The sequence below is a fragment of the Klebsiella sp. HMSC25G12 genome (genome assembly GCF_001807705.1).
In the GTDB taxonomy this organism is placed as follows: Bacteria; Pseudomonadota; Gammaproteobacteria; order Enterobacterales; family Enterobacteriaceae; genus Klebsiella; species Klebsiella variicola.
The window spans coordinates 26,476-41,624 of the sequence record NZ_KV789778.1; the positions used below are offsets into that span (position 1 = coordinate 26,476).

Genomic DNA, 15,149 nt, shown 5'->3' on the forward strand with positions numbered 1-15,149 from the left:
CCCGTATATGGACACCTCCCGTTATGCAAGCCATTCTGCATTTTGTGTAACGGGAGTAAGATGCTTTCGTATATCCGGCCTCTCTTTCGGTACCGTCGTACCCGGCCATGATGTTATCTGCACACCTGGTTCCATTCGGCCTAACGGCTTTGCTTCGCAGGGAGCCTTCGGGTAAACCGGAGTTTTCAGGTGTCGGTCTTACCTGTTACACATCACTGCTTAATGACTCCGCAATCTCACGACAGGATGACGCTTCTCTGACATTCAGTCAGGTCTGTATCACATCACACGATACTCTTCCCCCCGGCTCAGTACCGACCAGGCTATACGTGCATTTTTGTTCGCCATGGCGACCGTTGCGATATTCCTGTTACGTCTTTCTGCCACCGACTGAAGCCACCGGCTTCGCCGGTCCTCCTTGTGATCACACGCATTCAGCACCGCACGGGCACCGTGGATCAGCAGCGTTCGCAGGTAGCTGTCGCCCCTTTTGCTGATGTGACCCATTTTTGTTTTTCCGCCGCTCGAATGTTGCCGGGGCACCAGTCCCAGCCAGGCTGCCATCTCCCGCCCGCTCTTAAACTGTTTTGCATCACCCACTGCGGCGACCAGGGCGCTGGCGGTTACCGGACCAATCCCGCTGATCTCCTGAAGTCGTCTGATACGCTCATCTTCCTGCGCCAGTTGTTTAAGCCGGCGGTCATAACGATTCAGTCGCTCATCAAGTGCCTAAAGTTCTTCTGTTAACTCACTCAGCAGACGGATAAAGCGGTTATCCCATTTTTCCTGTTGAGAAAATATTTCCGGCAGTGCTTTACGGAGAGCGGACAACCCAGCGGGAAGTACAAAGCCAAATTCACCCAGCATCCCGCGTATTTCGTTGCTGAGCGCTGTTCTGTCGTGGATCAGGCGGGCACGAACCCGGTGTTCAGCCTGCATGCTCTGTTGTGCTTCAGACTTAATGGCAACATAGCGCATCCCCGGCCGGCTGACGGCCTCGCAGATCGCTTCGGCATCATTGGCATCATTTTTATTGCCCTTCAGATAAGGCTTAACGAACTGAGGCGGAATAATGCGAACCGTGTGACCGAGTCGGGTCAGCTCGCGTGCCCAGTAATGCGAGGAGCCGCATGCTTCGATACCAATAAGACAGGGTTCGAGCCGGGTGAAAAAGGTGAGCATCCGGGCGCGATGCAGGGTTTTGCGAAGCACAACACGTTCCTGGTGATCAACCGCATGAAGCTGAAAAACCTGTTTTGCGAGATCGAGGCCAATACGTTTAATATTCATGTGGACACCTCCCCCTGGGAACTGAAGTTAACACCTCAGTCTGGCACATTGATGCCGTAAGGTGGGAGGTGTCCATTACATCGGCCTACATATTGCGCGATCCGTCGCCGCCACCCGGCGCCAACCCTCTGCCACTCACCAACCGCTCAAAACCAACTATCCTTTCCCGCTTTTGTTCTAAAAACGATTCGCTATTAGCCAGAATTTTTAATTACTTCATCTCCCTCCTGATGCCGGAAATACTGCACCTATAACAACTCAGGGGAAGCAGACATTATGGCATTCACATCGCGAATTACTCTTCTGGCGGCGCTGGCTGTCGCCGCCTTCCAGGCGCAGGCGGTCAACGTGACCGTGGCGTATCAAACCTCCGCTGAGCCGGCGAAAGTCGCCCAGGCGGACAACACCTTCGCCAAAACCAGCGGCGCGACCGTCGACTGGCGGAAATTCGACAGCGGCGCCAGCGTGGTGCGCGCCCTGGCCTCCGGCGATGTGCAGATCGGTAATATCGGCTCCAGCCCGCTGGCGGTGGCCGCCAGTCAGCAGGTGCCGATTGAAGTGTTCCTGCTCGCTTCAAAGCTCGGCAACTCCGAAGCGCTGGTGGTGAAAAAAAGCATTACCAAACCGGAAGATCTGATCGGCAAGCGCATCGCCGTGCCGTTTATCTCCACCACCCACTACAGCCTGTTGTCGGCGCTCAAACACTGGGGCATCAAGCCGGGCCAGGTGCAGATTATTAACCTGCAGCCGCCGGCGATTATCGCCGCCTGGCAGCGCGGGGATATCGATGGCGCTTACGTCTGGGCGCCAGCGGTTAACGAACTGGAAAAAGAGGGCAAGGTGCTGACCGATTCCGCGCAGGTTGGGGAGTGGGGCGCGCCGACCCTCGACGTTTGGGTGGTCCGTAAGGACTTCGCCGAGCAGCATCCGGAGATCGTCAAAGCCTTTGCTAAAAGCGCCATCGACGCCCAGCAGCCCTACATCGCCAACCCGGAAACATGGCTGAAACAGCCGGACAACATCAGCAAGCTGGCGCGCCTGAGCGGCGTGCCGGAAGCCGATGTCCCCGGGCTGGTGAAGGGGAACACCTACCTGACCGCCGCTGAGCAGGCGCAGGCGCTGAATGGTCCGGTCAATCAGGCCATCGTCGATACCGCGCGCTTCCTGAAAGAGCAGGGCAAAGTGCCCGCGGCGGGAACCGATTATCGTCAGTACGTCACTGACCGTTTCGTGAAGTAAAGGAGGCGGCGATGCTGCAAATCTCGCATCTTTCCGCCGACTACGGCGGTAAACCGGCGCTGGCGGATATCAACCTGACGCTGGAGAGTGGGGAGCTGTTGGTGGTGCTGGGGCCTTCGGGCTGCGGTAAAACTACCCTGCTGAACCTGATTGCCGGATTCGTGCCCTATCAGCACGGCAGCATCACCCTCGAAGGTCAGCGGGTGACCGGGCCGGGCGCAGAGCGCGGCGTGGTCTTCCAGAACGAAGGCCTGCTGCCGTGGCGCAATGTGCAGGATAACGTGGCGCTGGGCCTCCAGCTGGCGGGCGTGGATAAAGCGCAGCGCCGGCAAGCGGCGGCGCAGATGCTGAAGAAGGTGGGTCTCGAAGGGGCGGAAAAACGCTTTATCTGGCAGCTGTCCGGCGGTCAACGCCAGCGGGTGGGCATCGCCCGGGCGCTGGCGGCGAATCCGCAGCTGTTGCTGCTGGATGAGCCCTTCGGCGCGCTTGACGCCTTTACCCGCGAGCAGATGCAGACATTGCTGCTGAAACTGTGGCATGAGACCGGCAAACAGGTGCTGCTGATCACTCATGACATTGAAGAGGCCATCTTTATGGCCACCGAGCTGGTGCTGCTGTCGCCGGGGCCGGGACGGGTGGTGGAGCGGCTGCGGCTTGATTTTAGCCGTCGCTTTGTCGCGGGCGAATCCTGCCGCAGCATCAAATCCGACCCGCGGTTTATTGAACAGCGGGAATACATTCTGAGCCGGGTGTTTGACCAACGGGAGGCTTTCTCATGAGCGTGGTACTGAACGACAAACCGCGTCAGACGACGCTGAAGTGGCGCTGGCCGCTCTCCCGTCAGCTCACCCTCAGCGTGGCGACTCTGGCGGTATTGCTGGCCGTCTGGTGGGCGGTCGCGGCGCTGCAGCTGATTAGCCCGCTGTTTCTGCCGCCGCCGGGTCAGGTACTGCAAAAGCTTATCATCATCGCCGGGCCGCAGGGTTTTATGGATGCGACGCTCTGGCAGCATCTGGCGGCGAGCCTGACGCGGATCGTCATCGCCTTGCTGGCGGCAGTGCTTATTGGCGTACCGGTGGGGATCGCCATGGGGCTCAACTCGACGGTGCGTGGGATCCTCGATCCGCTGATCGAACTCTATCGTCCGGTGCCGCCGCTGGCCTACCTACCGCTGATGGTGATCTGGTTTGGCATCGGTGAAACCTCGAAGATCCTGCTGATCTACCTGGCGATTTTCGCGCCGGTAGCCATGTCGGCGCTGGCAGGGGTAAAAAGCGCGCAGCAGGTGCGCATTCGCGCCGCCCGTTCGCTGGGCGCCAGCCGGGCGCAGGTGCTGTGGCTGGTGATCCTGCCCGGCGCGCTGCCGGAGATCCTCACCGGGCTGCGCATTGGTCTCGGGGTGGGCTGGTCAACGCTGGTGGCCGCTGAGCTGATCGCTGCCACCCGCGGATTAGGATTTATGGTGCAGTCTGCCGGCGAGTTTCTCGCCACCGATGTGGTGCTGGCGGGGATCTCGGTGATTGCCATTATCGCCTTTTTACTGGAACTGGGTCTGCGCGCGCTACAGCGTCGCCTGACGCCCTGGCATGGAGAAGTACAATGAGTGAACGTCTGAGCATTACCCCGCTGGGGCCCTATATTGGCGCGCAGGTGACCGGGGCGGATTTAACCCGTCCGCTGAGCGACAACCAGTTTGAACAGCTGTATCACGCGGTGCTGCGTCATCAGGTAGTATTCCTGCGCGAGCAAAATATCACCCCGGCGCAACAGCGCGACCTGGCTCTGCGGTTTGGCGACCTGCATATCCATCCGGTCTACCCTCACGCCCCTGGCGTGGAAGAGATTATCGTCCTCGATACCCACAACGATAATCCGCCGGATAATGACAACTGGCATACCGATGTCACCTTTATCGACACGCCGCCCGCCGGCGCCATTCTGGCGGCGAAAGAGCTGCCGACGACCGGCGGTGACACCCTGTGGACCAGCGGCATTGCCGCCTGGGAAGCGCTGTCAGAACCTTTCCGGCAGCTGCTGAGCGGCCTGCATGCCGAACACGATTTCCGCAAATCGTTCCAGGAGTATAAGTACAACAAGACCGAAGCCGAGCATCGGCGCTGGCAGGAAGCGGTGGCGAAGCATCCGCCGCTGCTGCATCCGGTAGTGCGTACCCACCCGGTGACCGGCAAGCAGGCGCTGTTCGTTAATGAAGGGTTTACCACGCGAATTGTCGAGGTGAGTGAGAAAGAGAGCGCAGCGCTGCTGAACTTCCTGTTTGCTCATGTCACTAAACCGGAGTTTCAGGTGCGCTGGCGCTGGCAGCCGAACGATGTCGCTATCTGGGATAACCGGGTGACCCAGCATTACGCCAATGCCGACTATCTGCCGCAGCGGCGGATCATGCACCGGGCGACGATCCTCGGCGATAAGCCGTATTACCGGGCGGGGTAATGCTTGTAGCCGGTTAAGGCATCAGCCGCGAGCCGCGGAGAAAAGCGGATGCTGCATTGCCCGTTGCTTCCCGGAGGCGGCGCCTGACGCGCCTTTTCCGGGCTACCGATCCGTCGGAAACGGTGTACCGTAGCCCGGCTAAGGCGCAACGCGCCGCAAGCCGGGAAAAAGCGTTTATGCCGATTTTTGCGCACCCAGATGCGCGCCAATATAGCGCTGATAGCGATTGGCCTTCAGGTAGGTGAGATCCACCAGCACCAGACCATCCACGCAGTTATTGAAATCCGGGTCGCTGCCGAAATCGATAAATTGCACGCCGCCCGGCTCGCACACTTCCGAGTACTGCTTATACAGCGGCGGGATCGCGCAGCCGAGATTGCCGAGCAGGGACTTCAGCCGGGCCAGGTCGTCGTTGTAATCCTCCCCGCCAAACTGCGCCAGCACGTCGGGCAGCGACGCCGGATAAGGTCGACGCGACTCCGCCAGCGGATGCGTCGCCGGGAACCACAGCCGGTAGAACGCCACCAGCAGATCGCGGGCGGCGGGCGGCAACCCGCCAGAAATCGACACCGGACCAAACAGATAGCGATAGTGCGGATAGCGCGCCAGATAAGCGCCGATGCCGGACCACAGGTAGTCCAGCCCGCGACGCCCCCAGTAGCGCGGCTGGATAAAGCTGCGCCCCAGCTCAATGCCGTGCTGCAGGACATCGTCCATCCGCCCGTCGTAATGGAACAGGCTGTAACTGTAGATCCCTTCCAGGCCGCGCTTTGCCAGCTGGATGGCCGTCGGCATAAAGCGGTAAGCGCCGACGATTTCCAGATCGTCTTCATCCCACAGGATCAGATGCAGATAGTCGTCGTCATACCCGTCGATATCCCGCCGTTTGCCGCTGCCTTCCCCGACCGCGCGGAAGGCGATTTCCCGCAGACGTCCCAGCTCGCGCAGCAGCGGCGCGTCCTCCTGGCCGTTGCGCTGCCAGAGGTAAATCACTTTGCCGTCGGTGGTGCGGCCCAGACACTCGGCCTTATGCAGTTCGCGTTTGAGCAATGCCCGGTCTTCCGGACGGGCGATGGCGCTTTCGGTTTTGAACTGCCCCGGCAGCCCTTTGCGCAGTTGTTCCAGGTGCTGATAGCAGCGGCCGGTAAGCTCGCGAGCGCTGGACTTGGCATCGAACCAGCTCGACCAGGGGATCTGCTGGCCGATGCGCACCGGCAGGCTGCTGTTGCGCCGGCGAAACATCTGCTGCATCAGCAGGAGCAGCGGCAGGTTGTCGGAGACCAGCGTGCTGGCGTAAAACAGGGCGCTGTTGTGGGCGTTAATCCACGCCGGCAGCAGCGGGGCGCGATATTTTGCCGCCAGCTTAATAAAGCCGGAGTGCCATTTTTTATCGCGGATACCGCGACGGGTGAGGCGGGAGACTTCCCCCGCCGGGAAGAAGATCAGCACCCCGCCGGCCTGCAGCTGGTGATCCATCTGCTGCAGCGCCGCTTTAGCGGTGCGGCCATGAATATTATCTACCGGGATAAACAGCGAGCTCAGGGGCTCAAGGTGGGTGAGCATGCGGTTGGTGACCACTTTGACATCGCGGCGCACGCGGGATACCGCATACAGGAGCGCCAGGCCGTCGAGGGTGCCGGTGGGGTGGTTGGCGATAATGACCAGCGGGCCATATTCGGGGATTTGTTCGAGATCGTGCGCCGGGATGGCGCAGCGGATATTGAGGTATTCCAGTACCTGTTCGACCGTATCAAGCCCCTTCAGGTGGCGATGACGATCGGCAAATTGTTGAAACTCTTCCTCATGAAACAGCTTTTTTAACAGTTTCTTTTGCCAGGGGGCGGGCCTCGCCTGAGGCCACAGGTCATCGAGTACGTTGTCGAGACTAAACATAGTGGCTCCTCCTCCGTCCTGCCCAGACAGTAGAAGGTGGAGATGTCGTTCAGATTACAGTTGGGTGAAGTTTCGGTCGCAGCGGGGGAGGTTTCCCGGATAGCGGCTAACGCCTCATCCGGGCTACGGTTGGCGCCGATTTGTAGCCCCGGTAAGCGTCAGCGCCACCGGGGAGAGGCTATCGGCGTTCAGCGCAGCTAAGATCAAAGCTATCGCCAGCCCAATTTGGGGGATATAGCCCGCGCTGGACATCGCGATGAAAGGTTGAAAATGGCCAATCGATCACCCGGGTGACCCAGCCATGCTTAAGTGGATTGATATGGATGTAATCAACGTGTCGGCGGTAATCATCTTCATCGCGTATGGCATGCTCCCAGAAGCGCGGTTGCCAGAGGGGTTGTCGTTTTAACGTTCTGCTAAAACAGCCTTTGATATCTCTCCAGCGTGAAGAAAAATCGTCATCATTATGAGGTAGTGTCCAGATGCAATGCAGATGTTCAGGCAACACCACCCAGGCATCAATAATAAAGGGGCGATGTTGTTTAACAACGGCGACAGAGTAGCGCAATAATTCTATGTTTTCAGTTAGGTGCATGCTTCTACGGTCTTTAAGGTTAACAGTGAAGAACCAGGTTCCCCCCTTAATGTAATAACGTCGATAAGCCACCACAGGATCTCCTGGAATTCGGTATTTATGATGTGGTTTAACACGTTAGAAGGCGAAATCCGGTACGCCAAGGAGAAGGCGCAGAAGGTGGAAAGCGGCGCGCAAAGTTTTAGCTACAGATATTGGTTAGCGCCTGTCCCCGGATAGCGGCGCAAGCGCCTTATCCGGGCTACGGTGTGGTGGTCGCGATAAATACAGCGCACCGGGGATGAGGTTTGGTAGCCCCGGTAAGCGAAGCGCCACCGGGGAGGGGCGGGTTTAACGGAGGATTTTTTTCTCGGCCAGATCGAGGGCGAAATAGCTGAAGATCAGGTCGGCGCCTGCGCGTTTGATAGCGCCGAGGCTTTCCAGAACCACTTTCTCTTCATCGATAGCGCCCGCCTGGGCAGCGAATTTGATCATCGCGTACTCCCCGCTGACCTGATAGGCGCCGAGCGGCAGATCGCTGCGTTCGCGGATATCGCGCAGAATATCCAGGTAGGCGCCAGCCGGTTTCACCATCAGACAGTCGGCGCCCTGGGCTTCATCGAGCAGCGACTCGCGAATGGCCTCCCGGCGGTTCATCGGGCTCATCTGATAGGTTTTCCGATCGCCCTTCAGCGCGGTACCGGCCGCTTCGCGGAACGGGCCGTAGAAGGAGGAAGCGAACTTGGTGGAGTAGGACATAATTGCCGTATTAGTGAAACCGGCGGCATCCAGCGAGCGGCGAATCGCCTGTACCTGACCGTCCATCGAGGCGGAAGGAGCGATGAAATCCGCCCCGGCGGCGGCGGCGACAACGGCCTGCTTGCCGAGGTTTTCCAGGGTCGCGTCGTTATCCACCCCGTGGTCGCACAGCACGCCACAGTGACCGTGGGAAGTGTATTCGCAGAAGCAGGTATCGGACATGACGATCATCTCCGGCACCGTGGACTTGCAGATCCGCGACATACGCGCCACCAGGCCATTTTCATTCCAGGTATCGCTGCCGGTAGCATCGGTGTGATGAGAAATGCCAAAGGTCATCACCGAGCGAATGCCGGCGTTAGCGATGCGTTCGATTTCACGTGCCAGATATTTTTCCGGAATGCGCATCACGCCGGGCATGGCCTCGATCGCTTTGTAATCATCAATTTCTTCTTCAACAAAGATCGGCAACACCAGGTCGTTCAAACTCAGTGTTGTCTCTTCAAACAGGGCGCGCAGCGCAGCGGATTGACGCAGGCGGCGGGGGCGAGTGATTAAATCTGTCATGGTTTGCCTGATTTTGTGAAATGAAAGACGTTAGTGTAACTGAAATGGCATGGGGATGTTTCGCCAAAACGATCGTTATGTCGTGTTGGCGAAACCCCCGCGAACTTACTGGCTGGCCGTCTGCATGTTGGGCTGCGCGCCGCTCAGCTCGCTGACCAGGTCGTTGATGCCATCGCTCATATTGTTGAAGCGGGTTAACGGCGAGCGGGTTACCACCACAAAGGCGCCGACGTTAGCCTGCGGATTCATCGCCATATAAGTGATAAACCCGCCGCCACCGCCGGTTTTCTGAATAATCCCCGGATGGCCATTCTTCGGCTTCATATACACCCAGCCAAGTCCCAGCGCGTCGGCGCGGCCCGGCACGTCCATACCAATCACCCGGGTCAGTTGGTTACGCTGATAAATCAGCGTCTGCATCCGATCGGCCTGCTGGCTGCGGGTATAGAAATCGGATGACAGGAACTGCTGCATCCAGCGCATCATATCCCCCGGCGTCGAGTAGACTCCGCCGCTACCGATCGCCGCCAGGGTGTTGTTGCATGGGCTGGCGCCTTTTTCCGGGATCATCAGCCGCTGGCACTGATCCGGTGACGGGGTAAAGGTGGTGTCCTTCATCCCCAGCGGCCGGGTGATCTGTTCTTCAAACAGCTGCGGATAAGGTTTGCCGGCAGCGGTGGAGAGCGCGTCCGCCAGTAAATCAAAGGCCAGGTTGGAGTAGGCTGCCTGTGAGCCCGGCGAGGTCTTCAGGGTCGCGGTAGAGAGCCAGTTCCAGCGCTGCTGGCGGGTCGGCCAGACAAACACCGGACGATGAGCGGCGCCGCCAGGCTGCTCGCGCGGCAGGGCGCTGGTATGGGTTGCGAGGTTAACCAAGGTGATTGGTTTTCCCTGCCAGTCAGGCACCCGGGTACCCGGCGGGGCGTATTTGCTCAGCGGATCGTTGAGTTTCACCACCCCCTGGTCGAGCAGCTTCACCAGCATCTCGCTGGTCATCAGTTTGCTGAGGGAGGCGATACGGATCACCGAGTCGAGCTGCGGGTGCTGATTATTCCCCGGGCGGGTTTCGCCAAAGCTGCGAAAAACACGCTGATTGCCATCGATAACCACCAGCGCCATGCCGGTGGCGCCGCTGCCGTAGTAGATATGATTGGCGTAACGATCGACCACATCCGAGGCGAAAACCGGGTCAACGGTAGGCTGTGCGGCCTGCACCGAGGTCCACGACGCCGCGCACAGCGCAGCAAAAATGAGCAAACTACGTTTCAACGGAGATCATCCATTAAATAAATAAAAAAGAAGAGGGTATTTATACTACGAAGTGGCGCAGAACAAAGTGGGATTCACGACATTCCTGCAGGAAAAAGGTAACGGTGCGTAAAAAAGACTTTTTTACGCTTTCAGATATCGGCTTTTTCCGCTGCCGCGTATGATGACCGTTTGGCTGAAAGTTCGTGGGAGAGAACAATGACGGCTCAACGGGTAGTGATGGTCGTGGATATGCAAAACGGCGTGTTCGCCACGCCGCGTCTGGCGCGCGAGCGCTGCGTCGCGCAAATTAATCGTCTGGTGCGCGCGGCGGACAAGGTTATTTTCATTCAGCATGATGAGGCCGGCGGCCTCGAAGCCGGCAGCGAAGGCTTCGCCCTGCTTCCCGAGCTGGAACAGCCAGCTGGCGCGCTGTATGTCACCAAAACCGCCTGCGACGCCTTCTACCACACCTCGCTGGCGCAGGTGCTGGACGAACACGACATTCAGCAGTTCGTCATCTGCGGCTGCGCCACCGACTACTGCCTCGACACCACCATTAAAAACGGCGCCAGCCGCGGGTACGGTATTGTGATCGCGGAAGATGCCCATACCACCGCCGACCGCCCCGCCGCGCAGGCCGCGACGCTTATCGCCCACTACAATGAGGTGTGGCGTACGCTGACCGTTCCTGGCAATCCTTTACAGGTGAAACCCACAGAAACAATTCTGCACGCCTGGCAGCAGAACTAAGCTGTTGATATCCGGTCTTATCATTCGTCTGCCCCGCGAGAGCGCATCCACGCGGCGGCCGACGTATGCGTCGTACACAGCAATAGCAGAACGATAAGAAGTTAGCAGGAGACAATGATGTTTAAATCTTTTTTCCCCAAACCGGGGCCGTTTTTTATTTCTGCCTTTATCTGGTCGCTGCTGGCCGTGATCTTTTGGCAGGCGGGCGGCGGCGACTGGCTGCTGCGGGTCACCGGAGCATCGCAAAATGTGGCGATCAGCGCGGCGCGCTTCTGGTCGCTCAACTATCTGGTGTTCTACGCTTACTATCTGTTTTGCGTCGGCGTGTTTGCACTCTTCTGGTTTGTCTACTGCCCGCATCGCTGGCAGTACTGGTCGATTCTCGGCACGTCGCTCATCATCTTCGTCACCTGGTTTCTGGTGGAAGTCGGGGTGGCGATCAACGCCTGGTATGCGCCGTTCTACGACCTGATCCAGAGCGCGCTGGCCACCCCGCATAAGGTCAGCATCAACCAGTTTTATCATGAGATCGGCATCTTTCTCGGCATCGCGCTCATCGCGGTGATCATTGGCGTGATGAACAACTTCTTCGTCAGCCACTACGTCTTCCGCTGGCGCACGGCGATGAACGAACACTATATGGCCCACTGGCAGCATCTGCGCCATATCGAAGGCGCCGCGCAGCGTGTGCAGGAAGATACCATGCGCTTTGCCTCCACCCTGGAAGATATGGGGGTGAGCTTTATCAACGCGGTGATGACCTTGATCGCCTTCCTGCCGGTGCTGGTGACGCTCTCCGAACACGTTCCCGACCTGCCTATCGTCGGCCATTTGCCGTATGGTCTGGTGATTGCCGCTATCGTCTGGTCGCTGATGGGGACCGGCCTGCTGGCGGTGGTGGGGATTAAGCTGCCGGGCCTGGAGTTTAAAAACCAGCGCGTGGAAGCCGCCTATCGTAAAGAGCTGGTCTACGGTGAGGACGATGAAACCCGCGCCACGCCGCCGACGGTGCGCGAGCTGTTCAGCGCGGTGCGTCGCAACTATTTCCGTCTCTATTTCCACTATATGTATTTCAATATCGCCCGCATTCTCTACCTGCAGGTGGATAACGTTTTCGGCCTTTTCCTGCTGTTTCCGTCGATCGTTGCCGGTACGATTACCCTCGGGCTGATGACGCAAATTACCAACGTCTTCGGCCAGGTGCGCGGCTCGTTCCAGTACCTGATTAGCTCGTGGACGACGCTGGTGGAACTGATGTCCATCTACAAACGTCTGCGCAGTTTTGAACGCGAGCTGGACGGCAAGCCGCTGCAGGAAGCGATCCCGACATTACGTTAATTAAGACAAGGAAGCATGATGGCCGCACGTTTATCGCGCATTATTCCCGGTTCATTGACGCTGTTGGCGGCCATGGTGCTGAGCGCCTGTACCAGCCAGCAGGCCCCGACGCTGAAAAAGGGCGAGAAGCCCGTTGACGTGGCGTCGGTGGTGCGGCAGAAAATGCCGGCCAGCGTCAAGGATCGGGAGGCCTGGGCGCAAGCCATTGCCACCGCGTTTGACAGCCAGAAGCTGGCGCCGACGGAAGAGAATGTCTGCTCGGTGCTGGCGGTCGCGCAGCAGGAGTCTAACTATCAGTCCGATCCGGTGGTGCCGGGGTTGAATAAAATCGCCTGGCAGGAAATTGACCGCCGGGCGGAAAAAATGCACATTCCGCCGTTTCTGGTCCATACCGCGCTGAAGATCACCTCGCCAAACGGTAAAAGCTATAGCGACCGTCTGGACAATGTGAAGACGGAAAAGCAGCTGAGCGCCATTTTTGATGACTTTATCGGGATGGTGCCGATGGGGCAGAAGCTGTTCGGTTCACTTAACCCGGTGCACACCGGGGGGCCGATGCAGGTCAGCATTGCCTTTGCCGAGCAGCACACCTCCGGCTACCCGTGGAAAATGAACGGGACGGTGCGCCAGGAGGTCTTCAGCCTGCGCGGCGGCCTGTGGTTTGGCACCTATCATCTGTTGAACTACCCGGCCAGCTACAGCGTGCCGCTGTACCGCTTTGCCGACTTCAACGCCGGCTGGTATGCCAGCCGTAACGCCGCCTTCCAGAACGCGGTGGTGAAAGCCAGCGGGGTGAAACTGGCGCTCGACGGCGACCTTATCCGCTACGACAGCGAGGAACCGGGCAGCACCGAGCTGGCGGTGCGTCGTCTGGCGGGCCAGTTGGGAATGAGCGACAGCGAGATCCACAGCCAGTTGAAAAAGGGCGACAGCCTGGCGTTTGAGAAGACCGACCTTTATCAGCAGGTTTTCCGCCTCGCCGAGAAAAGGGCGGGCAAGACTCTGCCGCGGGAGATGTTGCCAGGGATCCAGCTTGAGAGTCCGAAAATTACCCGTAATCTGACGACGGCGTGGTTTGCAAAACGGGTTGATGAGCGGCGGGCAAATTGTATGGCGCGGCGTTAACGGCGCTGACGCCAGCGCACAATGAGCGCCAGCAGCCCGATGAACGAGCAGCCGATCAGGAAAGGGATCAGGCCAAAGAGGGTGCCAACGGCGAGACTGATGTCGACTTGCGGACGGCTGGCGTCCTGCGTTTGCATCAAGCGTTCAAATACCCCCGGAGCGTGGATCAGCATGCTGAGCATCTGCGCGCCGGCCCAGCAGCAGACCAGCACGAACAGGCCGTAGGCGACATGGCTGCCGGTCAACGCCCCTCTTTTTTTATTTCCCAAAAGCGATTTTGAAAAACTGAATTCAGCCATAGGCCCTCCCACCTCTGTACTGCTGGTTTTTTCTCCAGCTCTATGGCAGGTATTCTGGCAGTGAGGGGCCATTGTCAGTATCAGATTGCTGGTAATTGCCGTCCAGGAATAATCCTGTTTTCGCCGGTGTGTTAACCGCGCCACAGGAATGGAAAAGGGAGAGCGGCGTCGCAATCCAGCAACATTCTCTCCCGCGCTACAGACCGCCGCGGGCGGCTATGCGAAGATGCGTTTTTTTGCTGTTGGAGGTCGCATGAAGCTCACAGATAAAATTCGCCGCGACTGGCACTACTACGCGGTGGCGCTGGGGCTAATTTTTATTCTCAATGGGGTGGTGGGGCTGCTGGGGTTTGAAACACAGGGCTGGCAATCCTACGCCGTCGGTCTGGTGACCTGGGTCATTAGCTTCTGGGCCGCGGGCCTGGTGATCCGCCGCCGCCCGGCAGAAGAGGCCTAAGACCCCTGCTGCCAGGCGCGATAAACGCGTTTTAGTTCATGGAGGTTTTCAGCGCCCGGTCCGCGGCATGGCGCTCCAGCGCCAGCTCAATCAGCCGGGTGATCAGGCTGGTGTAGTCGAGGCCGCTGGCCTGCCACAGCTTCGGATACATGCTGATGTTGGTAAAGCCCGGCAGGGTGTTGATCTCGTTGATCACCACCTCGTTGTCGGCGGTGAGGAAGACGTCGACGCGGGCCATGCCGCTGCAGCCCAGGGTCTGGTAGGCCTGCACTGCAATCGCGCGGATCTTGTCGTTGATCTCAGGGGCGATGGCGGCCGGGACCACCACCTGCGCGCCCTGGTCATCGATATATTTGGTGTCGTAGGCGTAAAACTCGCTGTTGAGGACAATCTCACCGCAGGTGCTGGCCTGCGGGTGGTCGTTACCCAGCACCGCACACTCAATTTCCCGCCCTTTAATGCCTTGTTCCACCACGACTTTATGGTCAAATTCAAAGGCCAGGGCCACCGCCTGATGGTACTGCTCTTCGTTTTTAACTTTGCTGACGCCAACCGATGATCCCTGGTTGGCCGGCTTCACGAACAGCGGCAGCCCCAGCTTCGCTTCGACATCGGCAAAGCTGAACTGCGCGCGGTTGGCGCGGGTCAGGGTGATAAACGGGGCGACGGCGAGCCCGGCATCGCGCAGCAGACGTTTGGTCACGTCTTTGTCCATACAGGCCGCGGAGCCCAGCACATCGGAACCAACGAAAGGCAGATTCGCCATGCGCAGCATCCCCTGCAGGGAGCCATCCTCGCCCAGCGTGCCGTGGACGATGGGGAAAATCACATCGATAGCCGCCAGCGGCTGGCCGCTGTCGGCGTTAATCAGCTGCTGTGCTTCTCGGCCCGGGATCTGCGCCAGGGTCACCGTGGAAGGACGCAGGGCAATGCGGGCAGGATCCTGAGCATTGAGCAGGTAGTTGCCGGCGTCGTTGATGTGCCATAGCCCCTGTTTATCAATACCCAACAGAACCACATCGAAGCGCGATTTATCAATCGCTTCCACGATATTCTTCGCTGACTGCAGCGACACTTCATGCTCCGCCGACTTGCCGCCAAAAACGATCCCAACCCTCATCTTTGCCATTTCAACTTCCATCCAGATAACATCAAAGGG

General features: G+C 58.8%; 14 protein-coding genes and 1 pseudogene. 8 read left to right on the forward strand and 7 right to left on the reverse strand.

Annotated elements, in window-relative coordinates:
* Positions 1-279: 279 nt before the first annotated feature.
* A pseudogene (locus HMPREF3096_RS00130) lies at positions 280-1,290 on the reverse strand (IS110 family transposase).
* Positions 1,291-1,566: 276 nt separating this feature from the next.
* Between HMPREF3096_RS00130 and tauA the strand changes: the two are divergent.
* From tauA to tauD, 4 genes are read left to right on the forward strand one after another with little or no spacing between them, the layout of a single operon-like run.
* On the forward strand, positions 1,567-2,529 hold the full coding sequence (gene tauA / locus HMPREF3096_RS00135; RefSeq protein WP_008805331.1) for a taurine ABC transporter substrate-binding protein: 963 nt from the start codon (positions 1,567-1,569) through the stop codon (positions 2,527-2,529).
* 11 nt (positions 2,530-2,540) lie between these two features.
* Positions 2,541-3,308 carry a taurine ABC transporter ATP-binding subunit gene (gene tauB / locus HMPREF3096_RS00140; RefSeq protein ID WP_004893960.1) on the forward strand — a complete coding sequence of 256 codons (768 nt, stop codon included), beginning with the start codon at positions 2,541-2,543 and terminating at the stop codon, positions 3,306-3,308.
* Positions 3,305-4,132, forward strand: a complete 828-nt coding sequence (gene tauC / locus HMPREF3096_RS00145) for a taurine ABC transporter permease TauC (protein ID WP_032729417.1) — start codon at positions 3,305-3,307, stop codon at positions 4,130-4,132. The genes tauB and tauC overlap by 4 nt, the downstream gene beginning before the upstream one ends.
* Positions 4,129-4,980, forward strand: a complete 852-nt coding sequence (tauD, locus tag HMPREF3096_RS00150) for a taurine dioxygenase (RefSeq protein ID WP_004144604.1) — start codon at positions 4,129-4,131, stop codon at positions 4,978-4,980. The genes tauC and tauD overlap by 4 nt, the downstream gene beginning before the upstream one ends.
* A 174-nt stretch (positions 4,981-5,154) precedes the next feature.
* Here the strand turns inward: tauD and HMPREF3096_RS00155 are convergent, their stop codons facing one another.
* The 4 genes from HMPREF3096_RS00155 to ampH form a co-directional block, all read right to left on the reverse strand.
* Entirely contained in the window at positions 5,155-6,873 is a 1,719-nt protein-coding gene (locus HMPREF3096_RS00155) for a bifunctional ornithine lipid synthase OlsF (protein WP_008805333.1), read from the reverse strand.
* Between the two features lie 178 nt (positions 6,874-7,051).
* Positions 7,052-7,543: an REP-associated tyrosine transposase gene (locus HMPREF3096_RS28280; protein ID WP_012968855.1), complete on the reverse strand. Its 492-nt coding sequence runs from the start codon at positions 7,541-7,543 to the stop codon at positions 7,052-7,054.
* 255 nt (positions 7,544-7,798) lie between these two features.
* Entirely contained in the window at positions 7,799-8,773 is a 975-nt protein-coding gene (gene hemB, locus HMPREF3096_RS00160; RefSeq protein WP_032729418.1) for a porphobilinogen synthase, read from the reverse strand.
* Between the two features lie 105 nt (positions 8,774-8,878).
* Entirely contained in the window at positions 8,879-10,039 is a 1,161-nt protein-coding gene (ampH, locus tag HMPREF3096_RS00165) for a D-alanyl-D-alanine-carboxypeptidase/endopeptidase AmpH (protein ID WP_032729419.1), read from the reverse strand.
* A gap of 219 nt (positions 10,040-10,258) precedes the next feature.
* On the opposite strand from ampH, the gene HMPREF3096_RS00170 reads away from it, so the two are divergent.
* From HMPREF3096_RS00170 to HMPREF3096_RS00180, 3 genes are all read left to right on the forward strand, one after another.
* The gene (locus tag HMPREF3096_RS00170; protein WP_162493340.1) at positions 10,259-10,771 is read left to right on the forward strand and encodes an isochorismatase family protein; all 513 of its coding nucleotides are present in this window, start codon (positions 10,259-10,261) and stop codon (positions 10,769-10,771) included.
* A 117-nt stretch (positions 10,772-10,888) separates the two neighbouring features.
* Complete coding sequence (sbmA, locus tag HMPREF3096_RS00175) at positions 10,889-12,109, forward strand: peptide antibiotic transporter SbmA (RefSeq protein WP_008805336.1); 1,221 nt, start codon at positions 10,889-10,891, stop codon at positions 12,107-12,109.
* A gap of 18 nt (positions 12,110-12,127) precedes the next feature.
* Positions 12,128-13,234 (forward strand): DUF1615 domain-containing protein, encoded by a 1,107-nt coding sequence (locus HMPREF3096_RS00180; protein ID WP_012968854.1) that lies wholly within the window; start codon positions 12,128-12,130, stop codon positions 13,232-13,234.
* Here the strand turns inward: HMPREF3096_RS00180 and HMPREF3096_RS00185 are convergent.
* Entirely contained in the window at positions 13,231-13,533 is a 303-nt protein-coding gene (locus HMPREF3096_RS00185) for a YaiY family protein (RefSeq protein WP_012542723.1), read from the reverse strand. The two genes, HMPREF3096_RS00180 and HMPREF3096_RS00185, sit on opposite strands and share 4 nt — an antisense overlap.
* 253 nt (positions 13,534-13,786) lie before the next feature.
* Between HMPREF3096_RS00185 and HMPREF3096_RS00190 the strand changes: the two genes are divergently transcribed.
* Entirely contained in the window at positions 13,787-13,990 is a 204-nt protein-coding gene (locus tag HMPREF3096_RS00190) for a DUF2754 family protein (RefSeq protein ID WP_012968852.1), read from the forward strand.
* A gap of 31 nt (positions 13,991-14,021) precedes the next feature.
* Here the strand turns inward: HMPREF3096_RS00190 and ddlA are convergent, their stop codons facing one another.
* Positions 14,022-15,119 (reverse strand): D-alanine--D-alanine ligase, encoded by a 1,098-nt coding sequence (gene ddlA / locus HMPREF3096_RS00195; protein WP_012542722.1) that lies wholly within the window; start codon positions 15,117-15,119, stop codon positions 14,022-14,024.
* Positions 15,120-15,149 lie beyond the last annotated feature (30 nt).